At 52.8% G+C, this 20,476-nt stretch carries 22 protein-coding genes; 10 read left to right on the plus strand and 12 right to left on the minus strand.

Features of this window, described 5'->3' with window-relative positions; genetic code table 11:
* Positions 1–108 precede the first annotated feature (108 nt).
* From NDI52_RS06465 to NDI52_RS06485, 5 genes are all read left to right on the plus strand, one after another.
* Entirely contained in the window at positions 109–423 is a 315-nt protein-coding gene (locus tag NDI52_RS06465) for a resolvase (RefSeq protein ID WP_190772021.1), read from the plus strand.
* 166 nt (positions 424–589) lie between these two features.
* Positions 590–850: a sulfiredoxin gene (locus tag NDI52_RS06470; RefSeq protein WP_190771922.1), complete on the plus strand. Its 261-nt coding sequence runs from the start codon at positions 590–592 to the stop codon at positions 848–850.
* Between the two features lie 108 nt (positions 851–958).
* A complete protein-coding gene (locus NDI52_RS06475) occupies positions 959–1,828 on the plus strand; it encodes an NAD(P)-dependent oxidoreductase (RefSeq protein WP_190771921.1) in 870 nt (289 codons plus the stop codon).
* A 67-nt stretch (positions 1,829–1,895) separates the two neighbouring features.
* The gene (locus tag NDI52_RS06480) at positions 1,896–2,183 is read left to right on the plus strand and encodes a cupin domain-containing protein (RefSeq protein ID WP_190771920.1); all 288 of its coding nucleotides are present in this window, start codon (positions 1,896–1,898) and stop codon (positions 2,181–2,183) included.
* A gap of 492 nt (positions 2,184–2,675) precedes the next feature.
* Entirely contained in the window at positions 2,676–4,463 is a 1,788-nt protein-coding gene (locus NDI52_RS06485) for a DUF3352 domain-containing protein (RefSeq protein WP_190771919.1), read from the plus strand.
* A 106-nt stretch (positions 4,464–4,569) separates the two neighbouring features.
* Here the strand turns inward: NDI52_RS06485 and NDI52_RS06490 are convergent, their stop codons facing one another.
* The gene (locus NDI52_RS06490) at positions 4,570–6,789 is read right to left on the minus strand and encodes a serine/threonine-protein kinase (protein ID WP_190771918.1); all 2,220 of its coding nucleotides are present in this window, start codon (positions 6,787–6,789) and stop codon (positions 4,570–4,572) included.
* An 835-nt stretch (positions 6,790–7,624) separates the two neighbouring features.
* Here NDI52_RS06490 and NDI52_RS06495 point away from each other — a divergent pair.
* On the plus strand, positions 7,625–8,182 hold the full coding sequence (locus NDI52_RS06495; protein WP_190771917.1) for an alpha/beta hydrolase: 558 nt from the start codon (positions 7,625–7,627) through the stop codon (positions 8,180–8,182).
* Between the two features lie 28 nt (positions 8,183–8,210).
* On the opposite strand, the gene NDI52_RS06500 is transcribed toward NDI52_RS06495, so the two are convergent.
* On the minus strand, positions 8,211–8,936 hold the full coding sequence (locus NDI52_RS06500; protein WP_190771916.1) for an aspartate/glutamate racemase family protein: 726 nt from the start codon (positions 8,934–8,936) through the stop codon (positions 8,211–8,213).
* Positions 8,937–9,054: 118 nt separating this feature from the next.
* On the opposite strand from NDI52_RS06500, the gene NDI52_RS06505 reads away from it, so the two are divergent.
* Entirely contained in the window at positions 9,055–9,444 is a 390-nt protein-coding gene (locus NDI52_RS06505) for a cupin domain-containing protein (protein ID WP_190771915.1), read from the plus strand.
* A 5-nt stretch (positions 9,445–9,449) separates the two neighbouring features.
* Here NDI52_RS06505 and NDI52_RS06510 read toward each other — a convergent pair whose 3' ends face one another.
* Positions 9,450–10,487, minus strand: a complete 1,038-nt coding sequence (locus tag NDI52_RS06510) for a glycerate kinase (protein WP_190771914.1) — start codon at positions 10,485–10,487, stop codon at positions 9,450–9,452.
* A gap of 9 nt (positions 10,488–10,496) precedes the next feature.
* Entirely contained in the window at positions 10,497–10,853 is a 357-nt protein-coding gene (locus NDI52_RS06515; RefSeq protein WP_190771913.1) for a DUF565 domain-containing protein, read from the minus strand.
* A gap of 368 nt (positions 10,854–11,221) precedes the next feature.
* Here NDI52_RS06515 and NDI52_RS06520 point away from each other — a divergent pair, with 368 nt between their 5' ends.
* Entirely contained in the window at positions 11,222–11,437 is a 216-nt protein-coding gene (locus tag NDI52_RS06520; protein WP_190771912.1) for a hypothetical protein, read from the plus strand.
* Positions 11,438–11,639: 202 nt separating this feature from the next.
* Here NDI52_RS06520 and NDI52_RS06525 read toward each other — a convergent pair whose 3' ends face one another.
* The 5 genes from NDI52_RS06525 to NDI52_RS06545 form a co-directional block, all read right to left on the minus strand.
* Positions 11,640–12,224 (minus strand): CPBP family intramembrane glutamic endopeptidase, encoded by a 585-nt coding sequence (locus NDI52_RS06525; RefSeq protein ID WP_347280048.1) that lies wholly within the window; start codon positions 12,222–12,224, stop codon positions 11,640–11,642.
* A 153-nt stretch (positions 12,225–12,377) separates the two neighbouring features.
* A complete protein-coding gene (locus tag NDI52_RS06530; RefSeq protein WP_190771911.1) occupies positions 12,378–13,454 on the minus strand; it encodes a DUF3326 domain-containing protein in 1,077 nt (358 codons plus the stop codon).
* A complete protein-coding gene (locus tag NDI52_RS06535; RefSeq protein WP_190771910.1) occupies positions 13,451–13,636 on the minus strand; it encodes a hypothetical protein in 186 nt (61 codons plus the stop codon). Before NDI52_RS06535 ends, NDI52_RS06530 begins: the two co-directional genes overlap by 4 nt.
* 8 nt (positions 13,637–13,644) lie before the next feature.
* Positions 13,645–13,974 (minus strand): 2Fe-2S iron-sulfur cluster-binding protein, encoded by a 330-nt coding sequence (locus NDI52_RS06540; RefSeq protein WP_190771909.1) that lies wholly within the window; start codon positions 13,972–13,974, stop codon positions 13,645–13,647.
* A gap of 88 nt (positions 13,975–14,062) precedes the next feature.
* A complete protein-coding gene (locus tag NDI52_RS06545) occupies positions 14,063–14,254 on the minus strand; it encodes a hypothetical protein (protein WP_190771908.1) in 192 nt (63 codons plus the stop codon).
* A gap of 377 nt (positions 14,255–14,631) precedes the next feature.
* Between NDI52_RS06545 and NDI52_RS06550 the strand changes: the two genes are divergently transcribed.
* Entirely contained in the window at positions 14,632–15,183 is a 552-nt protein-coding gene (locus NDI52_RS06550; RefSeq protein ID WP_190771907.1) for a DUF2854 domain-containing protein, read from the plus strand.
* Between the two features lie 203 nt (positions 15,184–15,386).
* On the opposite strand, the gene NDI52_RS06555 is transcribed toward NDI52_RS06550, so the two are convergent.
* The 3 genes from NDI52_RS06555 to NDI52_RS06565 form a co-directional block, all read right to left on the minus strand.
* Complete coding sequence (locus NDI52_RS06555) at positions 15,387–15,644, minus strand: chlororespiratory reduction protein 7 (RefSeq protein WP_190771906.1); 258 nt, start codon at positions 15,642–15,644, stop codon at positions 15,387–15,389.
* A gap of 27 nt (positions 15,645–15,671) precedes the next feature.
* Positions 15,672–16,703 carry a pyruvate dehydrogenase (acetyl-transferring) E1 component subunit alpha gene (gene pdhA / locus NDI52_RS06560; RefSeq protein WP_190771905.1) on the minus strand — a complete coding sequence of 344 codons (1,032 nt, stop codon included), beginning with the start codon at positions 16,701–16,703 and terminating at the stop codon, positions 15,672–15,674.
* 216 nt (positions 16,704–16,919) lie between these two features.
* Positions 16,920–17,648 (minus strand): FkbM family methyltransferase, encoded by a 729-nt coding sequence (locus tag NDI52_RS06565; protein ID WP_190771904.1) that lies wholly within the window; start codon positions 17,646–17,648, stop codon positions 16,920–16,922.
* A 439-nt stretch (positions 17,649–18,087) separates the two neighbouring features.
* Here NDI52_RS06565 and NDI52_RS06570 point away from each other — a divergent pair, with 439 nt between their 5' ends.
* The gene (locus tag NDI52_RS06570) at positions 18,088–20,475 is read left to right on the plus strand and encodes an IMS domain-containing protein (protein WP_190771903.1); all 2,388 of its coding nucleotides are present in this window, start codon (positions 18,088–18,090) and stop codon (positions 20,473–20,475) included.
* The last annotated feature ends 1 nt before the right edge of the window (position 20,476 follow it).

Raw genomic sequence — 20,476 nt, forward strand, 5'->3', positions numbered from 1 at the left:
ATGGAACAGGATCTTTCAAACAGCACGTTCACCATGACGGATGCGTTTGCTACAAACCGCACAGATTGGGAACCTGACACAACAGTCGCCACCAATCGTCAGGGATACATGGATATTGATGCGGTACAACGGGTCTTGAACCGCTCTCGGGCGTCGGTTTACCGTTACGCCAACACAGACCCCAACCGCCTCAATATGGAGTATGACCCCAAGCGCCTTAACCCCGAACTGCGTCAGAATCGCGATGAACCGCTAAAGTTTGACCCCAACGAGGTCGCCCGCTTTGCCCGTGATGTGTTGGGTATTAAGCAGGTCTTGATTGAGAAGCGTGAGCCAACAGAAAATACGACCCACGCCATTCTGAAGGAGATTCTCGTGGAACTCCAACAAATTCGGCAATTGTTGGAAGACCAGCGCTCTTAAAAACATGTCTTCTATGTTGAGTGCATTCCTGTTGTGTGCGAAGCCCATCACTCACAACAGGAACGACTAAGCCCTGAACGTAGAGAGACATGGGCAACCTCACGCATTCTTTGCAACTCATACTCATTATGAGTATGATTTAGGAAGAGATGCTGAGAAGTTCCTTATGCGTATTGAAGATATTCCTCTCAATCAAATTCGCCGCCCCTTCCTGCGGCAAAATGACCCGGCCAAGGTGATCGCCCTGATGCAGTCAATTCAGGAAGTTGGTCAGCAGGAGCCGATTGATGTGCTGGAGGTGGATGGCCAGTATTACGGCTTTTCGGGCTGTCACCGTTACGAAGCTTGCACGCGGTTGGGCCATGAAACCATTCGCTGTCGGGTTCGAAAAGCTCCCCGCTCGATTTTGCAAAAACACCTTGCTTAAAAACTTGCCTGTCATAAAGAGGAGAGGGGGATGCAACGCATCCCCCTCTCCTCTTTATGACAGGCGATCGCTGTAGGCTTGAGAGTGCAGATGTGAGAGGGAGAGCCGATGACAATTGGACTAATAGGCACTGGGTTGATGGGGGCACCGATGGCAGCGCGACTTCATGCAGCTGGGGTGCCGACGATGGTTTGGAACCGGAGTTCTGATAAGTTAGCGTCGTTGCAAGCGCAGGGAGTGGCGATCGCCCCCTCTCTCCCCCACCTCTTTCAGGAAACGGAAGCGGTTTTACTCATGGTCAGTGATGCCAGGGCTATCCGCTCTCTGCTGTTCTCCGAGGATGTCTCTGGAAAGTTGAGTGGGGGCACTCTGGTTCAAATGGGTACAATTGGCCCCAATGAAAGTCGTGCATTGCAAACAGATACTGAAGCGGCTGGAGGTCATTACCTGGAAGCTCCAGTTTTGGGCAGCATTCCCCAGGTAGAGGCAGGGACGTTGCAGATCATGGTGGGCAGTACGCCAGAGCAGTTTGAGACATGGCGATCACTCCTGCAACATCTTGGAGAACCGCAACATATCGGCCCTGTTGGTAGTGCTGCGGCCCTGAAATTGGCTCTCAATCAGCTGATTGCCTCCTTAACGACAGCCTTTTCCCAAAGCCTTGCCTTTGTGCAGGAACAAGGGGTAGATGTGGAGACGTTCATGGGAATTCTGCGCGAAAGTGCGCTCTATGCTTCGACCTTCGATAAGAAGTTGGATCGGATGTTGAATCGCGACTTTGCCAATCCCAATTTCCCCACTCGGCACATGTTGAAAGATGTGCGGCTCTTCCTGGCAGAAGCCCAAGCCGCTGGAGTGCGAGTGGATAGCCTGGAAGGAATCCGGCAAATTTTAGAGGATGCCTGTGCTCAAGCTGAACTGGTAGATGCTGACTACTCAGCTTTGTTCGCGGCGGTGTATCCTCAAAAGCAACCTTGAGTCTCCGGCAAGCATGGCTCAGCCGTACTTGCCCAAAACCTCAAATGTCGTATCTGGAGACATAACCATGAGCCAAGCCACTCAAACCATTCGTATTGAGCGACAACCCGCTCCAGCCGATCTAGAGCAGCAGGGTGTATTCACCTGGCCCATCTGGCAAAAAGAGGTGTCAGAGTTTCCCTGGGTCTACGATGATGCTGAAACCTGCTATTTTCTGGAAGGAGATGTCATTGTGACACCGGAGGGGGGTGACCCTGTGCCGATGGGGAAGGGAGATCTCGTAACCTTTCCGGCTGGGATGGCTTGTACCTGGAAGATTCAGGCTGCGGTTAAAAAACACTACAGCTTTGGCTAACACCTGATTCATCAAAGCGCGGTTGGTTCCTGCTTCAACACAGCTGGCCGCGCCACTTCTGATCATAAGCACGACTGGCTATTAGCATGTTTTCGAGCGCTGCCCAGTATGTGGGCTTCAAAAACGCTCACTTTGAGTGTGTAGAGTGCCCGGAGAAATGAGCACGTCAGCTGATCTCAAACAGATGTTACTTAAGCTTTCAGACCTCCGGATTCTCGCAGAATCCGGAGGTCTGAAACTTAAGGCTAGTGTCATGCAATAACGGCTATATACGTCTCAGTTGGGAGGATTTTTCCTAAAGGTAAATCTCCCAAGGAGCCCTGGAACATTCGTTAAGATGAGACTTCTAAGAAGTTGTTTGAACCGTTGATTTCATGGGCGTAACACCGCAGATCAACCTGCTTGGAATTTTCAAACATCCTCTAAGATGCTGTAGGGTTGCTGCATTGATAGGCCTTGTGTCTCTGTATTGGCTAGGCGGGTAGAACCGAAATGAAGCGTTTGTCGGGTAAGAAATTTAATCCTTATGTAGTGGTAGCGACGGGAACGGCGATCGCCCTTACCCTGGGGGGGTATCTCGGTTATCGTTTGGCACGGGGGCCGGGAGCGGGAGCGGTGGTGCCCGTTGGGGTGGAGGTTCTACCGCAGGATGCGGTGATGAGCATGACCGTCAGCACCAATGAGGGGCAATGGCGACGGCTGCGGGGGTTTGGTACACCGCAATCGCGGTCACAATTTGATGCGCAATTGGTGCGTTGGCGCGATCGCTTTCTCACAGCCAATGGCCTGCAATATCGCCGGGATATTCAACCCTGGGTGGGTGAGGATGTAACGCTGGCATTCCTGCCCTGGGATAGTGAAACGCCCCCATCGCCCTCCCCATCTCCGACCGGATCTCCTCAAGCATCACCGGAGGCACCTGAAGGATTGGCCACCCTGGTCGATCCGAAGCAGCCATTGCCTTTGGTGGCGATTTTGCCGATCGCCGATGCAGGGAGAGCCCGGCAGGTCCTGGAAAATGCGCCTGGAGCGACAGGGCAACAGGTGAAGACCCGCGACTACCAGGGGTTTACCATTCGTGAGGTGACCGGGCAGGGGGAGCAGAGCTATGCGGCAACTGTGCTGGAAGGTAAATATGCCGTGGTCAGTAATCAAGCCAGCGCTGTGGAGCGGGTGATTGATACCTACAAAGGTCGTCCGGCCCTGAGGGATGCCGCAGGATATCGAGAGGCTCTTGCCAATAGCCGTGTCGATCAACCGTTTTTGCAGCTTTACCTGAATGGGCCAGAAGTGCGTCAGGTGGTCGCAGCTAACACGGCTCAACCTGTCCCCCTGCTCAGTTTGACCCCTGTGCAGCGGAATCAGGGAGTCGTTGCCAACATGACGTTGGAATCTCAGGGCTTACGCATTTTAGGCTCAAACTGGCTGGCTCCAAATAGTGAAACCCGTTACACCGTTAGCAACGATGCAGGGGAACTGCCAGCCCTGCTGCCCGATGCAACCCGCCTCTTGATGTCGGGGGGAAACATGCGGCAGTTTTGGGAAGGCTATCGTCAACAGGCGATCGCCAGCCCCGCCAATCCCCTGAACCCCAGCACCTTTGAGCAGGGCATTAATCGCACCACTGGGCTGGATTGGAACAATGATTTCTTGAAATGGATGGATGGGGAATTTGCTCTGGCACTGGTGCCGATGACGGCTCCCTCCGGAACAGCCCAGGTCGGGGTAGTGCTGCTGGCTCAGACAAGCGATCGCGCAGCGGCGGAAGCAACCTTTGAAAAACTAGACGCCGTGATGGGTGAGCGGTATCAGTTTCGCGTTAGCCCCATTGAAATTGGTGGCAAATCTCTGGTGAACTGGGTGTCGCCTTTTGGTTCCCTGACGGTAACCCACGGCTGGCTGGATGACAATACCGCGGTGCTGACCCTGGGAGCTGGAAGCATTAATACCGTGCTCCCAGCCCCAAAAACTCTACTAAAGAATAACGACCTGTTCGAGGCCACTCAATCTAGAGAACTGGCTGCTCACAATGGGCGTGTATTCGTTGATGTTGATGGTTTACGAAGCTTGGGTGGCAGCCTACCCTTGCCGCAGTTTCCCCAAGGGGCCGCTACAGCCATGGAGGCCATGCAGCAAATCGGTATGACCAGCGCTCTAGGAAGCGATCGCACGAGCCGCTTCGACCTGTATTTGCGCCTTCGTAAGGAAGGAGAAGCCCCACCTTTACCCCCTCCGGGAGCAACCCCAAGTCCTAGCGCCAGCCCATCTCCCCAGGGATAACCATGGTGCTGTTCTGGACGTTTAGTCATTGTTTTTGAGGGAGCTAAGCTCCCTCAAAAACAATGACAGGTTGTTTTATAGCGCTATGCGGGTTGATTCTTAGGAATTACTGCACTGCAGCAGGGGGCGTTTCCCAGAGATAGACCTTATCTGTACCTTTGCCGGTTGCGATAACGCGCCAATCACTGCTAACGGTCATGTGATCCAGCGGGCCGTCGTCTCCCTTGAAAATGTGGGATAAGACGTGATTGCGCAAATCCCACAGATACAGCTTGCCATCGGAGTCGGTGCCCAGCAGACGGTTGCCTAAGCCCTGCATGGAAAGGCTATTAATATAACCCGTTGTCCCTTCTAAGGTATCCTCCAGTTCACCTGTACGGGCATCCCAAATATAGACCTTGCGCTCCGTTCCCGCAGCGAGCACACTAGATCCGTCGGGGCTGAATACAACCGCATTAAGATTTCCGTCATACCCGTTAAGACGCTTCATCTCCTGGCCTGTATCGAGATTCCAAAGGACGGCCTCGGGGGCTGTTCCGACAGCTACCAGGTACTTCCCATTGGGGCTGATGGCGATCGCATTCACAATGCCCTCATGGCTATTGAAGGTACGTAAGGGTTTGCCAGTTGCGACGTCCCAGGTCCGCACCGTGTTGTCAGCACCGCCGCTGGCCAAAACGTTATTGGGTGTCATGGCCAGGGTGTTGACTGGGCTGGTATGCCCCGTCAGGGTGTGAAGCACCTTGCCTGTCCTGGTTTTTCGGTCCATTTGCCAAATGATGATCGCATCATCGGCACCACCACTGGCTAACCATCGACCATTGCCGCTCAGGGCCAACGCATTGATAAAACTACTATGGCCTTCGGGTAGAGCCTGGATTTTTTGTCCAGTTTGCCGATCCCACAGCAAAATCTGACCATCTGCTCCAGCACTGATCAGGGTCTTCATATCCGAGGTGAAGATGGTTTGGTTTACAAATCCAGCGTGACCCGTCAAAATCGCTTGAGGTTTGATATGTTCCACCGGCAGGCTGTCAGGGAGACGGCCAAATAGGGCTGGGAACGGTAGTGTACCTGTCCGGTTAGTCTCCTGCACCATCCACCAGCTCACCCCTCCTGTCACCAACATCAAAGTCAGAATGCCGCTGCCAACCCACATCCATCGGCCTGAATCGACTAGAGATTTGTTAGACAATGGCTTCGAACCCGGCTTGGTATCCAACGCGCTGGCATCAGAATCCTTGTGACCATTCGCGCTGGCACTAGAATCCTGGTGGCCATTGGTGGCGGCGTAGTGGACAAAGGGCAGACTGGTCAGGGGAGCAGAGTTATCCGGGTTATACAGGGGCTCTGTAATGTCGCTGGAGGGTTCCACAGCGGTGAGAGGTTGTAGGCCGGGCAACGAAGTTGTGAGATCGGGTAGGTTCCCTAAAGCATTGAGCAGAGCTGTAGTTGTCTGGGGGCGATCGACCGCCCGGGGAGCGATCAGGCGATCGATAAAATCTCCAAAGGCGGGTGAAATTTGTGGCGCAAATTCACGCCAATGAGCCGCATCCATTAACGGATCGTAGACCTCAGGATCGGTGGGTTGCTTCCCCGTTAACAGATAGATAAACGTCCAGCCGAGAGCGTAGAAATCAGACTGAGGTACGGCCTGCCCCTTCTCCTGTTCGGGAGGAGTGTAGCCAGCAGAGCTGATGCGAGTCATTCCTCCGGTGGCCCCTAATTGGGCCATATAAGTTTCAGTGACAGCCCGCGCTGCCCCAAAATCCACCAGCACCACTTGGCCGTTGGAGCGAAGCATCAAGTTCTCTGGCTTAATGTCCCGATGAAAGTAATGTTGTTGGTGCACCAGATGAAGCACATCGGCCACTTGCCATAGCCACTCTCGTGCCTGCTTTTCGCTGATGGTATGGCCGCCCTGTTGGCGCATCCATTCTTTCAGGTTAGGACCATCAATTTTTTCCATGACCAGGCAGTGCAGGGGCTCCCCTCCATCTGCCGGGTGGAACTGGAAGTAACCTTCCCCTTCAACCCGGGGTACGCCGGGATGGTTCAACTGGCTCAGCACGTAAGCTTCTTGCTGAAACAGTTGTACGGCCTTGGCATTGTGATTATGAGCAGACTTTAGAACTTTGAGAATTTTGGGGATATTGCGTTCATAGGCTTCATAGACTCGGCCAAAGCCACTTCGATTGTTGACCAGCCGCATCACCCGATAGTGCCCCTGCAATACCATGTCAGACTTACAGCTCTGGCAGTAGCGGCTCCCATCATTGCCAGGGTGGTCGGGTTGGGCGCAGTTTGGATTAATACAGAGGCTCATGGCAATGCGTTCCTGGAACAGCCGATGATCTCGGTGTTATGCATGATTCATCTAATTACTAATTATCAACCGATTTGGGGGATGCGGGGGGATGGCATGACACCCATTTTCTGCACGCATCCAAGCAATCGGGATTTGTGACATCCACCATTATTCCCAAGGAATAGAATTCTTTGCATTACAAAGTAACAACACTCTAGTACGCTGAGGCGGAAATCCATCACCTATGTTTTGTGTGGGGTGCGAAGCACCCCACACAAAACATAGGTTGTGAACTTAGGCCGCAGCCTACTAGTCTTCGCTGGCTTAAGTTTGCCTCCGTTTGGAATTGGTTGATTGCCGCCGCTTAATACTGGACAGTTCGTGTCAGTTTGCCTGTACTGAGTGCAGATAAATGGCAAGAACGGTTCAGCGCAGGCGATCGCTTTTATTCTGTTCTGCAATGTTGTCTCCTTAGGAGCGTGCATTTATTTAATAACCTGTCCTTCTTTGTGTAGGATTGGCAGCGCAGCCGCCCCTCCCGCAAAAAGAAGGACAGGTTCAGGACTTACATATTTATGTTGTAGTTGGGGTGCTTTGCCCCCCAACTACAACATAAATGCTCTAGATATAGCGGGCTTGCATAAGTCCTGAGGTTGTTCTATTGGTGATCCTTAGAAACCCAACTGGGGGTATTTGAGAACAATCGTATCATTGGGACTGGTTAATCACCTTGGCCCTAACGTTCTTAACTCCCGGCAGAAGAATTTGAAGATCCCTAGCCTACAATGGGAGCTTTTAGACTCTGGGTGTCGTCACTCAAACATGACCTTTACTCTGTGCATCCTTAAGATCTATGCGTGCCTCCCGTCCCCTACTCTCTACTGTTCTAACCCGCCTCGCCCGGAGTGTCTGCTGGACAGGGGCTTTAGCACTGCTGGTGACTCTAGGTGCTTTCGGTCATTCAGCACCCTCCCTGGCGGCTGAGGAAGTTGTCGTAACCTACGGGCCTCTGTCAGCCTCTTTCCCCTTACGTGACTTGCAAACCCTGGCTCGTACTGGGGAACCGTCGCAATCCCTGGCGTTCTACCTGGGAATTGCTGGGGTCGATACAGCTACCGCCCAGGGTGCCTTGAATACTTCAATGCCTTTGAGTGAAACATTGCTCAATGATTTGATGAATGGGCCTACGGGCGATCGCCTTCTGGCCCGTTTTACGGACGTCATACATACCGGTTCGGGAGAGGATAACATTCCTGCCCTGCGCTCAGCTATTGCCCAATCGACTGGCTCAGATCAACAGATTACGCTGCTGGAGCTGATGGAGAACTACCCCACGGATCAGATGTACATCAATGGGGTAAACCTGATGCCTCTCATGGAAGAACTCTCTGCCATGCGTACGGCCAGGTAGGGCAAACGTGCGTAAAGCACCCGTAGCATCAACAGAATGGATGTTCCATTCCTTTGCGAAGCTTGGGTTCAGGTGAACGATAGGTTAGCCACTTGCTGGTTTGCAATTTCATCCCAGCCAGCATTTCAGCAAAACGAACTCCAGCGGCGACGGCATCCACGCAGGGAACTCCCAGCCGCTGGCTTAACTTCTCATCCAGGCCGCCCATCCCGGCGCAACCCAGCACCAGTGCTTCTGCACCATCCTCCTTCAGGGCCAGCAAACCCATCTGAGATAACCCTTCGATGATGGCCGAGGGGTCTTCTTCACAGGCGAGCACCGGAAGATCGACACAGCGGATAGAGGCACAGCGATCGCCCAATCCTGTGCGTTGCACAATCGCTTCGACCATGTGGTAACTGCGGCGTAGGGTGGTGATCACAGACCAGCGTGGGGCGATCGCGTTCGCGGCGTACATGGATGCCTCTGCAATCCCTACCACCGGCTTGGTCGTGATTTCCCGCACGGCTTCAATACCCGGATCACCCCAACAGGCCAGCACAAAGGCATCGAACTGGGGTTCATCCCGCATCACTTCTGCTAACACCTGGGGGATGGCGAGGTACTCGTCGTAGAAACTCTCAATGGAGACTGGCCCCTTTTGGGGACAAACGGTGACAACTTCTGTGGTAGGGGCGACATGGCATTGGGCGATCGCCCCAATCGATGCCGTCATTTCCTCACTGGTATTGGGATTAATTACTTTAATGCGCATCACCCGTCCTCTAAAAAACGCTTGACAATAGAGATAGCGGTCAGGGTCGTGAATGGCACCACCTACCTGACTGAGTCCACACGCACAGCGTTATAGACTTACCGGTTGAGGGACTCTTATGCAAGAAAAGATCAGAACGGTACGACCGAATGTCACCATCGACACCGTTCAGCGGCTACCGAATTACGTGGGCATTTCTGAAGCGACTGTAGGGGCGACAGGAATATCCATGAATATGGTCGTGATTCCTCCCGGTGCCCAGGCGGAACCTCACTTCCATAAGGGGTATGAAACGGCAATTTATCTCCTGCAAGGTCGCGTCGAAACCCTTTATGGTGAGGGTCTTAAGGAATCGGTCATCAATGAGACGGGAGACTTCATCTTCATTCCCGCTGGGGTGCCGCATCAGCCGCGCAATTTGAGTGACACGGAAGTGGCGATCGCCCTTGTCGCTCGTAACGACCCCAACGAGCAGGAAAACGTGCAGCTCTACGAACTCGGCTTTTGAACGGCCTAACCCAAGGGTTTGTGTCCCGGCCGATACGCCATCCCAGGCGCGTGATCGGCCTGAATGTCCACAATCACATCAACCCGCTGCGAGTCCTGCAATAACGGTGGCCAGAACAACTCTGGATGCAGAGCTTTCCAAAAGTACTCCACAAATTGCTCAATCTCATCATCGGATAGGCCAGATCGCCCCTGTTTCACCATCTGATGTTCTGCCTGTTTCCGCCACGTTTTACTGAAGCGGTAATCCACGGGGTTCAAGACGACCAGCATGTCTAGCAAGTCCCACAGGGGGATATAGGCATGCAGGCGAGTATTACAGTCCTGGGCAAATGTGCGATCGCTCTCCGTCACAATAGGCGGGGGGGCAGTTTCCAGCAGGGCGGGGTTGATAGGGCGAATCCCCACAAACCACCCTTCAAAGAGCAGTACATCAATGCTGGTGATAGGCTCAGGGGGAATGCGATCGCCCATCCCTCCATGCAGGGACTTGTCAAAACGAGGAACCCAAATGGGTGCATCTGTACCCATTTGTACCTGGTGCAAAACCTTCAGCCCGTCCTCAACATCATGGGTTCCGGGTGGGCCTCGCCAGCGCAGGCGCGGGTCCGTTTCGAGTAAACGCTGGCGTTCCTCGTGGGTTTTATAAAGGTCATCCAGGGAAAGGCTAGCAACGCAGCAACCCATAGCGGTCAACAAGCGGGTCAAGATTTGAGCCAGCGTTGTTTTCCCTGTTCCCTGACCACCCAAAAAACCAGGGATAACGGGCCGCTGCCGCTCGGTCCGTAAGGCCACGATTTGCTGTGCCAGAGGAAGCCAGAGTTGCCACAGGGTCAGGAGGGGTACCTGAGACCAGTCCAAGGTGTTGAGACACAAATCCTCAATAGCGGGGAAATACTGGTGCAGTTGGGCAGCCCGTTTTTGCAGCGCCGACGGGCTCTGGGAAAAGGCAGAGGGGATGGCGGAGAGGTAGGCGATCGCCTCTGATGTCAGTACCTCTCCCCTTAAGACTCCTTGTAGATAACCTTCCAGCTTAGTATCCATATTCACCCTTTAGCTTCCCAGCTTAAAGGCTTCAATAAACAGGCCGTAGGTAAGCCCAATTTTGATCGCGTTCAGCACTTCTGTCAGCAGGGCTCTTGGTTCGTTGGGGAGTACCGTTCGGCCTCCCCGACCACTGCGTCTGTAGAAGAACCAACTGGTTCCCTCCGTGAAAGCTACCAGGGTTGCCCCTGCCAAAATATCCAGCTCAGCCTGTTGTCCGGCACTGGTGGCAAAAGCTGTTGCCAGGAAGTTGCCAAAGAGCAGCCCTAACACAATCAGAGAAATACGCCGCCAGGGGTTACGAATCCACTGGCCAAATTGCTGCGTTGTACCGCTAACAAGGCGATTAAGGCGGGTGTTCTGCATCGCGTTTTTGTCAAACTGATGGCTTTATCCTATAGCGGTTCTTATGCTCAAAGGAGTGCTTTTGGGAAAGAATCGGCGAAGCTACTCCTTTCCCAAACTTTTTTCTGAGCAGCTTACAGCGCTTTTCAAGTGCTTAAAATCTGGTTGTTTTTGTAAAAACTGCGCTGGGCGGGTTTTCACAAAAACAACCGTAGCTGATTCAAACTCAAGGCGCGTAATGAAGTAGGTTACAGTTCGTACAAATTCTTTTACAAAACTCAACCGAAGGGGGTAAAAAGCATTACGGTTCGTTGCAGGCTTCCAAAGAGGGCTACCCTCGTGATAGCTTCAACAGTGTTGGTTGAGCAATACTTGAGCGTTTGAAGCGGATGAACGAGAACACTGTCATCACCCATCCTGAACATCTTTCTTCATCTCCTGAGCGGGAAGACTTCAGCGAATACGTTGCACATCTTCAACTCCACATGGCTCTGCAAGCTCGCAAGCTTGTACCGACTCTCACTCAGTCGATGGATAGTCGTGAAAGCCTACTACACCAGACTCAAGCTAGCTTCGAGAAATTTGTTTCCCGTCAAGTACGATAAAATTTAAAAAATCAAAGCATAAACGGCTGAGGCGTTCGAAAGAACGCCTCAGCCGTTTATTAGCAACTCTCATTTTGGAATCCAGCCCGAAAACCGCTGCCCCATGTGAACGATTTTCGGGCATCAAAGCCAAGAGTTCACGCCCGTAGGGCGTGAACTCTTGGCTTTGATGCCCATACTGAGAATTGCTGCCAGAAATCCTTCAGTGATGTGCCTGCTTGTACTTCCAGAGGAGACTGGAGAGGATGTTGGTCACGATGTGCGCTACGACGGGCACTAAAAGGTTTTGGGTCTGTAAAGCGCTGATGCCCAAAACTCCACCGACAACTGCTGCCCAAGCCACATAGCACCAGTGACGCGGACTAAAAAAGTGCAACACCCCAAAGCACAGGCTGGAAATGAGAATCCCAAACCAGTTCAGCCCGATCGCCGGAAGCATAACCCCTCGAAATAGCAGTTCTTCACTCATGCCGGGTAGAACCCCCAACCAAATGAGATCAGCCATTTTAAGAGGTCTGAGAATCATACTCAGATAGACGTCGGCTCCCTCTCGGTAGTCCTTCCAGATGCGATACAACCCCTCACTGCACAGCGTAATGCCCAAGCCAATGACACAACCTAGAAGTAACACGTCTGTCGTTAGCTTGGTTGCCATTAGCGGCACATCATCCAGCCAGATCCAGAGGCGAGCGATGATCAGAAGCACCACAGCAGTCATGCCCATCGCAGCCAGAAGCTGCACGCGGCTTAAGGATTCAGCGGGTTGAGGAGGCGGGAGTTCAGCCACAGTAGGTCAAGAGCATGAGAAAAGAAATCTATGGGTCAACAGCGATCGCACTCTCAAAAACAAGGGGCGATGGCTTCAGACTACCATTTGTCTATCAGAAACAGTGACAGAAGATATTAAGGTAAGCCTGCGGGTTAGACTCCAGACTAATTTTTAAGCCATTCTCAGGGAAATTGTAGATTCCTGTAAGGGCCTTAGAGATGAGATCTGGGGCTGAAGGGCTGAGGGGGCAACCCCGGCTCGATGAGCCGCCATAATACCAATGGCTTCGAGGTAGGACGAGGCTGCGATCGCTCGTACCCCCAATGCCTCCGCCGAAACCTGCATGCGTGTGGTATTTTCAGCCACCGTAATGAGTGTCGTTGCCGTTTGAGACAGGCTCAGCGTCGCAGCTCCCCCACAGGCTCCCTCGGGTACCACCAGGGCATCCACTTGATTGGCCCAGATACCGTTCGCTTGAGCTATCGACGTGACGTAATGAGGAGCACGGCTCAAACCAGCTAACACACAAGGTAAGAAGGTATAACCTAATTCCTCCGCAGCCGAACGGGGAGAAATGTCAGGATCTAAGGGTAATGGCGAGAGGGCTGGAGCATGGGCGCAAGGTACGCGAAACTGACGCACCAGCAGGTGACTGATAACCGCCTCAGCTCCTGCCAGCGGGTCAACTCCTTGCCCATGCCGATAACTCTGTAGCTCGGGGCTACCTTCGTCGTCAGGAAAGCGGGCAACAATGGCGATCGCTTCTGCCCCTGCTTGAATCAGACGCTCTGCCCCACGCAGCAAACTATCGGGATGTTGAATGGTGCCCCACGTTGCCCCAGAAGAAGCGGTACGCAGCTCGACTCCCAGGGGTTGATCCGTGACAACGTAATCGGTCAGAGAAAGCCCCAGGGTAGCCCGAGCAGCATCAGCGACCTGTAAGTGACGCCACCGCAGATCGGGCTCAATTCCCTGGTCGAGCAGCAGCCCGATTCTGTTTTGGTGTACAGGGCGCAGCCCCCAATGCCCCGATGCAAACTGATCGAGCCCATAGCCTTCGACGTAGAAAACGTTGGGCAACGGCCAGTAGAGGCTGGCTCCATTTAAAACATTGGGATGGGTAATGACCCGATCGGCAACCTGAGCGATCGCCCGGACCACGGGCAGGGCATCGCCAGCATAGCCCCCCATCGCCGCGCCAATTCCGGTGGGGATGACCACCATGGCCGTGTAAGGTCGCTGATTCACACTACCCTCGTTGAAATTGTCACCACAGCTTCAATGCGGGCAATTCCTTGCACTGCATCAATACCGGTAATGGCCCAGCGGAGCGGGTCGCCATGGGTTTGGAGTGTTTGGGCGATCGCTCGTTCCAGGTGCGCCGGGTTGTTTTGCAGGGGCACCTCAACTTGTACGAACTGTGTCAACATCAGACCGCTTATTTTTTGCTCTGGGCTGCCCCAAACTGGTACTCGTAAACCACGTCTTCCTTCTCGGTTTCCAGCACCAAATCTGATGTCGGATAGGCGACACACAGCAGAGCATACCCTTTCTCTTGAAGCTCGGGGCTAATGCCCATACCGTCACCCTGCTCAACCGTCCCTGACAGAAGTTGCGCGGCACAGGTGGTACAAACACCTGCATTACAGGAAGACGGCAGATCTAATCCAGCGGCCTGAGCTGCTACCAGTACGGTTTGGTTGGCAGGAACGGTAATGGTTTGGGTGTTGCCCTGGTGGCGAATTTCGACAGTGTAGCTCTCGGCCATGATGGTAATCGCGTGATGTTAAAAGATAACGTGGGGAATGCAAAATCTTCGTGCCTTTTGAGCACGAAGGAACAAACAAAACAAGGTCTTAATTCTGGGGGAAATTGCTTTCTGGGAACGTACGATTGAAGTCGTCAATCAGATCATCCAGTTCTTCTAGAGCCTGGTTGACATCAATGCGAAGTGTTCCTAAATTTGGCTGCTCCAGGAGACGCAGCAAGGAATCGCGCTTGCTCCGAATCTGGTTGAATCGTTCTCTAAGGATTTGCGGGTCTGCCATGAGTACGTCCCACCGGAATTTGACACAGATTCCATCCTATCAAACCGTGAGGATTCTGTTCTAAGCGCCTATCCAAAAACCCACTTTGGGAGGGTGAGGTATGTACACCCCCCACCCTCCCAAAGTGGGTTTTTGCTTTCTCGATAGATTCTAAGTCAGCTCAGGTTAACGAGGTTTTTGCGTGTGCTTTAGGCACCCAAAAAAACCGTTAACCTGAACGAGACTGCACAGGGAAATCAACTACTATGAAGCCGCTGAGTATTAGACCAGCAGTTGGTTTTGGTGGAGCCGTGCTACGCCGCGAAAACCAACCGCTGGTCTAGAACAGAACTGGATAGTGAATAATAAACAAAGACTCGCCCTGGATACATAAACTTATGTTTGGTCGCTTTTCGCTTGGAAAACTTGGTTTGTTTGTGGGAGGGGCGCTGACACTAGTAGGCTTCTTTGCCTACTTTACTGAACGCGCCACCTTAAACCTGGTCGGCTTTTTCTATGGTATTCCTCTCCTCTTGGGCGGCTTAGCCCTTAGCGCTGCTGAACTTCAGCCTGTTCCCTTTAGCCAGCCCACCACTTCAGACGTGCTGGCTTTGCGGGAACAACAGGCTACCGAAACCCAGAATCAGATTCGCAAGGATGTCACCCGTTACCGCTACGGCCAGAACGCTCACTTGGATAGCTCTCTGGATGCCTTACAGCTTGGGGTCATGGATGATGAGCAGCCAATTTTGCAGGGAATTCGAGAGGAGGCGATCGCCGGTTCCTATGCTCTGGTTTTAGAGTTTGACTCTGAGTACGTCAGCCTGGAAAGCTGGCAGGCGAAACGCGACAAACTTGAACGTTTCTTTGGTCCCGGTATTCGTGCTGAGGTTGCAGAACCGGCTCCCCACCAGATCGAAATCAAATTGATATCCAGCCCGGTTGCATAACTACAAACCGGATTGTAAAAAGCGCGGCTCTAAACGCCGCGCTTTTTTGTTTACTCAATCTCAATTTGGGATAAGCCTAAGTGCCTATTTTGGCGCACGCTCTACGCACGCCGAAAAGATCTGAACCCGAACTCAGGTTACTTAAAAAAGAGTGTGCGTCATGCAATGCACAACGCACACTCCTTCTTTGAGGTTCTTAATACCTACTTCTCAAGCCGAACCGCATACCATTGCAGGTATTCTCCCGGTCCTACATCCAGTTCGCAGGAGGTTTCCATCAAATGCTGAGCCTGAGCTGATATCTGAGGAATACTCTGCAAGTCACGGGGAAGATCATCCTGCCGTTGAGCCAGGATACCCGATAGCTTTTCCAGAAGTTCCTTTGCCGTCAGGAAAACCTCCGGTTGGTTGGTTTCCAGAACGACGTAAGCATCTTCCTGGTACATGATGGGATCAGGCATGGTTCTCTCCGAAACGGGAGTGACGACCTACTCGTCCTCAGCAAATACGTACTTATACAAATCTGCAGGGTCGGGTTCGGGGCTTTCGAGGGCAAAGGTCACCGCATCTTCGATGCTCTCTTGAATGCGCTTATCAATTGCCTTCAATTCGTCTACACTCGCTAATCCTTGCTCGGTCATATAAGCGGCAAGGCGTTTAATTGGATCACGGGCAAACCAGAAGTCCTTCTCAGGCTTACTGCGAAGTTCGTCTGGGTCAGCCAGGGAGTGACCACGGAAGCGATAGGTGAGGGCTTCAATCAGAGTTGGGCCTTCTCCAGCACGGGCGCGGGCTACAGCTTCGCGAGCGACTGAATGAACCGCCAACACATCCATCCCATCTACTTCTACACCAGCCATGCCAAAGACACTGGCTTTTTTGTAGATTTCGGGCTGAGAGGTAGCGCGATCGTGGGCCATGCCGATCGCCCACTTATTGTTTTCAACCACAAACAGAATGGGCAGTTTCCAGAGAGCAGCCATGTTCAGGCACTCAAAAAACTGACCATTGTTGCTGGCCCCGTCTCCAAAGAAGCAGGCAGTCACCTGATCTGCGGAGGCATCACCCAGGGCCTCACGGCGATATTTGCTTTGGAATGCGGCTCCGGTTGCCACGGGAATCCCTTCTGCAACGAAGGCATATCCTCCCAACAAATTATGCTCAGCCGAGAACAGGTGCATAGAACCGCCCCGTCCTTTGCTGCATCCGGTCACCTTACCAAACAGCTCAGCCATGACCTCCCGGGCAGGAACTCCGCTACTGAGAGCATGAACGTGATCCCGGTAGGTACTGCAGACGAAGTCATCCTTCCGCATCGCCTTGATGACGCCGGACGAGACTGCCTCTTGGCCGTTGTAGAGGTGAACGAAGCCAAACATTTTGCCGCGATAGTACATCTCGGCACACTTATCTTCAAACAGCCGCCCTAGGACCATATCTTCATAGATAGTCAACCCTTCTTCACGGGTGATGTTGGCCTGGGCAGTCGAAAATGACGGCAGTACTCGCTCTTGTACCATCAACGCGTCCTGTATCTAGTCATGGAGTGGATTGAACATCCTAACCTATCTAATCACACATGTTGCACCTGTCCAAAGGCAAAACCTGAGGGCTTTATTTCGCTGTCACTTTGTGGCGGCAAAATAAGACTCTTAGTCCTGTGCGGCGAAAATCACTGAATGGTTAGAGCGCACGCCAAAGCGGCACTGGGGCTGATTGCGAATAGAGTTCAGTATTCACAAACCTGGGAGCTTCTGCTCATCTCGAGTCAGTAAAAGTTCACAGTGCCGGAGTTTGGATAGTTCCGCCAGGTTTACGGGGATCAATTGTTGTGTCGTTGCGATGCGAAATGCCTTAAACCCCAGATCAAAAAGCGCACCCATTTCAGCAACAGGTTTAAACCCACAATTTTTTATCTGGGAGAAGCTGTACTCCATTAATATTGTTAGATTTTCGTTCTCCTTCAGAAGATTGTGCATACCCTGAAAGACCATAGGCTCGGCTCCTTCCGCATCAATCTTCATCAGGTCAATGATGCGATCGCCTCCTTCCAGGAATTCATCCAATGCCACGGTAGGAACGGTAATTTCCTTGATGGTTTCTTGAAATCTATCCAGGTGCTCCTGTCCCACCGCTCCCAGCGTGCCTCCTCCCAGATGACGCTCAAAGATCCGGAAAGTCGCTTCCCCGTCAGCATTGCTGGCTGCCAGATTGTGTAGACGAACGCGATCGCTGTATCCGTTGATGTTGAGGCTGTCAAAGGTGAGTTGCGCTAAACCTGGATTGGCCTCAAACGTAATCAGCCTTCCCTCTGGGCCAATGCCTTGAGCCATCAACAAGGTATACCAGCCGCAATTACTGCCGACTTCTAGAACGCGCATTCCCGGCTTGACCAAATCTTTTACGAGAGCCGTAATCCAGGGTTCCCAGGTTCCATCCAAAATGATGTGTGGGCTCAAGCTCACATCCCGTGAATCCAGAAATAGTTTGTGCCCATGAATTGTGGTGGTTAGATAACGGTGATTTCCTAAATAAGTTCCTGGACAACGTTCCGGAACTGCCTGTGGGAGAGGATGTATACGCTGGGCCAGCTTTCGTAAAACGCTGGCAAACTTGGCCCTGAGATTTAGCAAGTCGAGATCAAGTGTCAGAAACGACAGCCTTGATCATAAGGTAGGAAAAACCTGCCAACAAGATATGAAGACCTGTGGCAAAGTCTATAGATTTCTGTATGCTGGTGAGTAAATTTCGGAACAGGGTAGCCACTACTTTTGAAACGGTTATTGTATATAGACTGGCTTCGCAGGGTGTGGTTCACTTTCTGCGGAATTAAGAGGCTGAGTGGGGCTAAGAAGCCCGCGCCAACCGGTTAGTCGGACGATATGGATATTGGGGAACTGAATTGTGAGGATTCCGCTGGACTATTACCGAATATTGGGCCTACCCATTCAGGCAACCGCTGAGCAGTTACAGCAGGCTCACCGCGATCGCGCCTTGCAACTCCCGCGTCGAGAATATTCGGAAGCGGCGATCGCCTCACGCAAACAGCTCCTGGATGAAGCTTATGCCGTGCTGTCTGACCCAGAGCAGCGGCGCCTTTACGATTCAAGCTTCCTGAATCGCACTCAGGAAGATCTTGGAGATGGGCTCATGGCTAGCATTGGTGGGGCGTCACTGAGTGTCGTTCCGACCCAGACTGACCCCTATGGCCCTAGCATTGACATTCGGGAATCCCAGCTAGTGGGTGCCCTGCTGATTCTATTGGAACTGGGCGAGTATGAGCTGGTGCTCAAACTGGGCCGTCCCTGCTTGAGTGGCCATGCAAATTTATCCGCCGGGCAACCCACTCAATTTGACATTGTCCGGTCTGACATTTTATTGACGGTGGCTCTGGCTTATTTAGAGCTAGGCCGCGAACAGTGGCAACAAGGCCAGTACGAAAGTGCTGCTGGTTCTCTAGAAGCCGGTCAAGACCTGCTGCTACGGGAAGGGATCTTTGCCAGCGTGCGAGGTGAAATGCAGTCAGACCTTTACAAGCTACGGCCCTACCGAGTGCTGGAACTGCTGTCTTTGCCGACTTCCAGTGAACGAGAACGGCGTCAGGGATTGAGCCTGCTACAAGACATGCTGCAAGAACGAGGCGGCATTGATGGCAGCGGTAATGACCAGTCAGGCTTGAATGTCGATGATTTTCTCCGCTTTATTCAACAATTGCGGAGTTATCTCACCGCTTCTGAACAGGTCACTTTGTTTGAAACGGAAGCCCGTCGTCCTTCGGCAGTTGCCACCTATTTAGCGATCTATGCGCTGATAGCCAAAGGGTTTGCCTACCGCCAACCCTCCCTCGTGCGTCGAGCGAAGCATCTGCTACTTCGGCTTGGAACCCGTCAGGACGTCCATCTGGAGCAGGCCGTCTGTGCTCTTCTATTAGGACAAACGGAAGAGGCAAATCGAGCACTGGAGCTGAGCCAGGAATACGAACCCATTGCCTTCATCCGTGAGCACTCAAAAGGTTCTCCAGACCTCTTACCTGGCCTGTGCCTTTACAGTGAGCGTTGGCTACAGGGCGAAGTATTCCCTCACTTCCGCGATCTGGTACAACAGCAGGCTTCCTTAAAGGATTACTTTGCAGATCCTCAGGTGCAGACTTACCTCGAAGAATTGCCCAACGAGCCTGAAAGTTATCCACCTCCTCCTGACACAACGCCAGTGGTTGGGCGTACCAGCACCCGCGAAAGCATAGCAGAGCGGGGAGCCCCCTATGATGCTGTCGGGACTCCCAACCAGACCCGTACCGTAAGTGGAACAGCCACGATGGAGCCGGGGGTTGGCAGCAATGGATTTTCCGGTAGCCTTCCGACGGCAGAACGCGTTTCTCAACTTTCTCCAGAAGGTCGCTTGAGTACAGGAGACAATGGAGCCAGTTCTCCGCCCAGCCGAATTCCGACGGCCCGTCGCTCCTCGTCTGGTAGCCCACCTCGGATGACTTCCCTGTCTCCCCGCAGTAGTAATAGCCCTCGCTTAGATCGAATGCTGTTCCTGGTTGCCCTTGGGGTAGCGGGTTTGTGCCTACTCTACCTGGCATGGGTATTGCTAGGTTGGATTACCCGTTCATTGGGTGGCCCTACTTTGAAAGGCGAACAACTCGAAATCAGCATTAACAATCCACCTATCGAGATTCCATCTGCTGATGCAGCCTCAGCCGCTTCGGCCACTGGCCCGATCACGGTAGATGTCGCTCGGGGTGTTCTTCAGCGCTGGCTGGAGGCGAAGGCTGCGGCTACTAGCCCAAGTCGGGATACAAGTAAGTTAGCTACGGTTCTGACAGGGTCAATTCTTGCAGAGCGACAGGCCGCTGCCCAAAGTAGTGAGGTACAGGAGTACCGACACCGAATTGTCAATGTGGAAGTGGAAGAACCCAATCCTCAGCAGCCGAATCAAGCCCAGATGATTGCCACGGTTGTTGAGGGAATTGATGACGAACCAGATGAGCAATTACGAGTGCGTTATAGCCTTGTTCGCCAGGGGACGAACTGGTTGATCCAGGAGATTGAACCTTTGGGAGAGGCTACGGCAGTAGAGGAAGACACAACCTCGGATGGGGCAGCCACCTCTGATACTTCCACAACTCCCGATGCAACATCCACAACCCCGGATGAAACAGGAGCCTCGCCGGATGCGATCGCCCCCTCACCTAGTCCATCGTCTTCCCCCAATCGAACACCTTTACCGGCCACGCTGGATACTGACGATTCGACGGGTGATGCTCAAACCCCAGATCAGCCCAACTAAC

It is taken from the genome of Leptolyngbya sp. PL-A3 (assembly GCF_039962325.1).
Classification (GTDB): Bacteria; Cyanobacteriota; Cyanobacteriia; order Elainellales; family Elainellaceae; genus Vacuolonema.